Source organism: Rhizobium sp. P1_E1 (genome assembly GCF_056406015.1).
In genome coordinates this window covers 1-2,102 of record NZ_JBFUAY010000437.1, presented here as the reverse complement: position 1 = coordinate 2,102, position 2,102 = coordinate 1, and the positions used below count along the sequence as shown (strand labels likewise).

Here is a 2,102-nt window from a genome sequence, read left to right as displayed (position 1 = left end):
CTGGAGCGGCTCGGTCCTGCCTTGAGCGAGGTAGAGTCTGCCCTCGACGTCGTCAACGGTTTTCGCGACAGGCCGGCGGGTGCATTGCGCCTCAATGTGCCGGTCAGCGCGGCGCGGCTGGTGCTGCCCGCCATCGTCCCAGCGTTCCTCGCCGCCTATCCCGATATTCGGCTGGAAGTGGTAACCGATGAGAGTTTTGTCGACGTGCTCGCGGCCGGCTGCGACGCCGGCATCCGCTATGACGAGCGGTTGGAGCAGGATATGATCGCAATACCGATCGGGCCACGCGTCCAGCGCTTTGCCATCGCCGCCTCCACCGACTACCTGGATCGCCGTGGCCGGCCGCAACACCCGAGCGAGCTGCTCGGCCATGCCTGTATATTGGGCCGTTTCGACAGCGGTGCGATGACGGCGCCGTGGGAATTCGAGCGCGATGGCGAGATCGTGCGGGTCGATCCAACGGGGCCGTTGATCGTGCGGGTCGGCGGAGCGACCGACCTGGCCGTCGATGCAGCGATATCAGGAACAGGGATCGTCTGCCTCTTCGAGGACTGGCTGCGCCCGCATTTCGACAGCGGTGCGCTCGAGCCCATCCTCGAACCGTGGTGGCAGCGCTTCTCCGGGCCATTCCTCTATTATCCCGGACGGCGTCTAGTGCCTGCGCCGCTCCGGGCGTTCATCGATTTCGTCAAGGCATCAGCCAATCAGGCTTGATGTTTGTCGGCCAGAGACGTGCCTCCCGATCTTCGTTGAGTGCTTCCATGCGTTAGAGCTCGACCTCGGCACTGTCGCCCATATCAGGTTTCTGTTCGCGGCGGCGGCCATCTTGATATAGCTGATGATCGTGCCTGGGCTGTCCCAACCACGCAGTCGATCAATGAACGCTTGGGGTTTTCATGACCATTGCGAAGTCTTCGGCGACCAGTTCACTGACGGCGATGAGAACTTCCTCCCGGGAAAAACCCGATGTCAGAGCGCGTTGGATCAGATCCTGCAGATCCGGCTCCACGACATCGCGGCAATCCTCGAGGCGTTCTTCGGAAACGGTGAGGCTATTGAGTTCGTCCATTGTCTGTCCTTTCACGGAATGTAGCAGCCGAAGCTCGGGGCTAGTTGGGAATGGCTGCTAACGGGTGGTCGCCACCCGCTTGGATCCGGCGAGCAGGCCTTCACGCTGCATCTTCTTGCGTGCGGCCTTGCGATGCCGACTGATCGCCTGCGCCTTTTCTCTGACACGCCGTTCGGACGGCTTTTCATAGGCGCGCCGTTCCTTCATTTCACGGAACAGTCCTTCGCGCTGCATTTTCTTTTTCAAGACCCTGAGCGCTTGATCGACATTATTGTCTCTGACGAGTACCTGCATTTCAAGTTCTCCTTGTTTGGGTGGTGCGACGATCGCAGGCTCAGCCAAGCTGCTCGGCGATCAGAGCCCGCAATTCGCGGCGGGTGAGAAGGCAGGGAAACGGCTTCCAGCTTCCAGCAATGCGGCGGACAGCCTCGTCATCCTCACGCGGTTTCGCCACCGCAACCGCGGTGGCTGTATTTATGTGGTTCAAAAAGAAATCCTTTGCCGATCTCGGCCGGCGTCATCGATTGTTTGTGGGGTTGCCCGTCACGCAGCCATAACGGCGCGCACGGATGTACAAGCGCTTCAATCATGAGCCAGCAACAGCTTAGATTTCCGCTTGATCGGGTATTCCCGCAACATAGGTATCGGCGGGCACAATTGCAACGGATGGCCCGGATGGCATGGCGCGGGCATCGCCAATCGCCTTCAGATATACTCAGCGCCATTTTATTCAAGTTATCCGGGTATAGTTTTCGCCGAATTTTCTTCAATTTGGCTTGAAAGTGACATTATTCCGCCGGAATGGAAGCAACGCGGAGATTGGCATCGAAATTAACCTTCTGTTAAATAGACCATTGACTTGTAGTATTAATAGGTTGTTAAAGGAGCCGCTCGCTGAGGTCGAAATTGACCCGCCAATAAACAATTTTAGGAGAGAGCTATGGCTTCGCCGATACATGCAACTGATGATAGTGCAACATTTAAAGAAACCGACGTTATTTCTGGAAATCTGCTTTCCAACGATTCATCCGAC

Annotated in this window: 4 protein-coding genes and 2 pseudogenes; 2 read left to right on the top strand and 4 right to left on the bottom strand. The window is 57.5% G+C overall.

Features of this window, described 5'->3' with window-relative positions:
- A partial coding sequence (locus tag AC1D1Z_RS36800) for a LysR substrate-binding domain-containing protein (protein WP_477853741.1) occupies nt 1–714 on the top strand: 714 nt, incomplete at its 5' end.
- Nucleotides 715–766: 52 nt separating this feature from the next.
- On the opposite strand, the pseudogene AC1D1Z_RS36795 reads toward AC1D1Z_RS36800, so the two are convergent.
- The 4 genes and pseudogenes from AC1D1Z_RS36795 to AC1D1Z_RS36780 form a co-directional block, all read right to left on the bottom strand.
- A pseudogene (locus AC1D1Z_RS36795) lies at nt 767–861 on the bottom strand (pyridoxamine 5'-phosphate oxidase family protein); the annotation flags it as partial.
- Nucleotides 862–874: 13 nt separating this feature from the next.
- Nucleotides 875–1,069 (bottom strand): hypothetical protein, encoded by a 195-nt coding sequence (locus AC1D1Z_RS36790; RefSeq protein WP_003538349.1) that lies wholly within the window; start codon nt 1,067–1,069, stop codon nt 875–877.
- 57 nt (nt 1,070–1,126) lie between these two features.
- Nucleotides 1,127–1,363, bottom strand: a complete 237-nt coding sequence (gene rpsU / locus AC1D1Z_RS36785) for a 30S ribosomal protein S21 (RefSeq protein ID WP_018246906.1) — start codon at nt 1,361–1,363, stop codon at nt 1,127–1,129.
- Between the two features lie 40 nt (nt 1,364–1,403).
- Nucleotides 1,404–1,556 (bottom strand): hypothetical protein, encoded by a 153-nt coding sequence (locus AC1D1Z_RS36780; RefSeq protein ID WP_164903068.1) that lies wholly within the window; start codon nt 1,554–1,556, stop codon nt 1,404–1,406.
- A gap of 453 nt (nt 1,557–2,009) precedes the next feature.
- Between AC1D1Z_RS36780 and AC1D1Z_RS36775 the strand changes: the two are divergent.
- Nucleotides 2,010–2,102: pseudogene (locus AC1D1Z_RS36775) on the top strand (calcium-binding lectin RapA2); the annotation flags it as partial.